This window comes from Mesorhizobium sp. M1A.T.Ca.IN.004.03.1.1 (genome assembly GCF_003997555.1).
Classification (GTDB): Bacteria; Pseudomonadota; Alphaproteobacteria; order Rhizobiales; family Rhizobiaceae; genus Mesorhizobium.
Window position 1 is genome coordinate 1 of sequence record NZ_RZTV01000782.1, and the last position, 249, is coordinate 249.

The window sequence follows — 249 nt, forward strand, 5'->3', positions numbered from 1 at the left end:
CCGAGCTCGGCGAGGCGTTCGCCGCCGAAGCGGAACTCGACCCCCGTCAGGCTCAGCGCCCACTGCGGTTCGCCCGTACTGGTGAAGACGGCCGCGCCGATGCCCCAACTGCCCTCGACGATGAGGCCCGGGTTCACCGCGTAGCCGCGCGCCTTCGTGTCGGCGATGCGCGAGCGGATGCGCGTCGGCGCATGGGCCGCACCCCAGCGGTCGGACAGGTCGTCGTGCCGATCGAGGTAGGCGTCGACC

Annotated in this window: 1 protein-coding gene; it reads right to left on the reverse strand. The window is 72.7% G+C overall.

Annotated elements, in window-relative coordinates; translation table 11 throughout:
- Window positions 1-249: IclR family transcriptional regulator C-terminal domain-containing protein (locus EOD29_RS33780; protein ID WP_281059264.1), on the reverse strand; the 249-nt coding region annotated here is incomplete at both ends.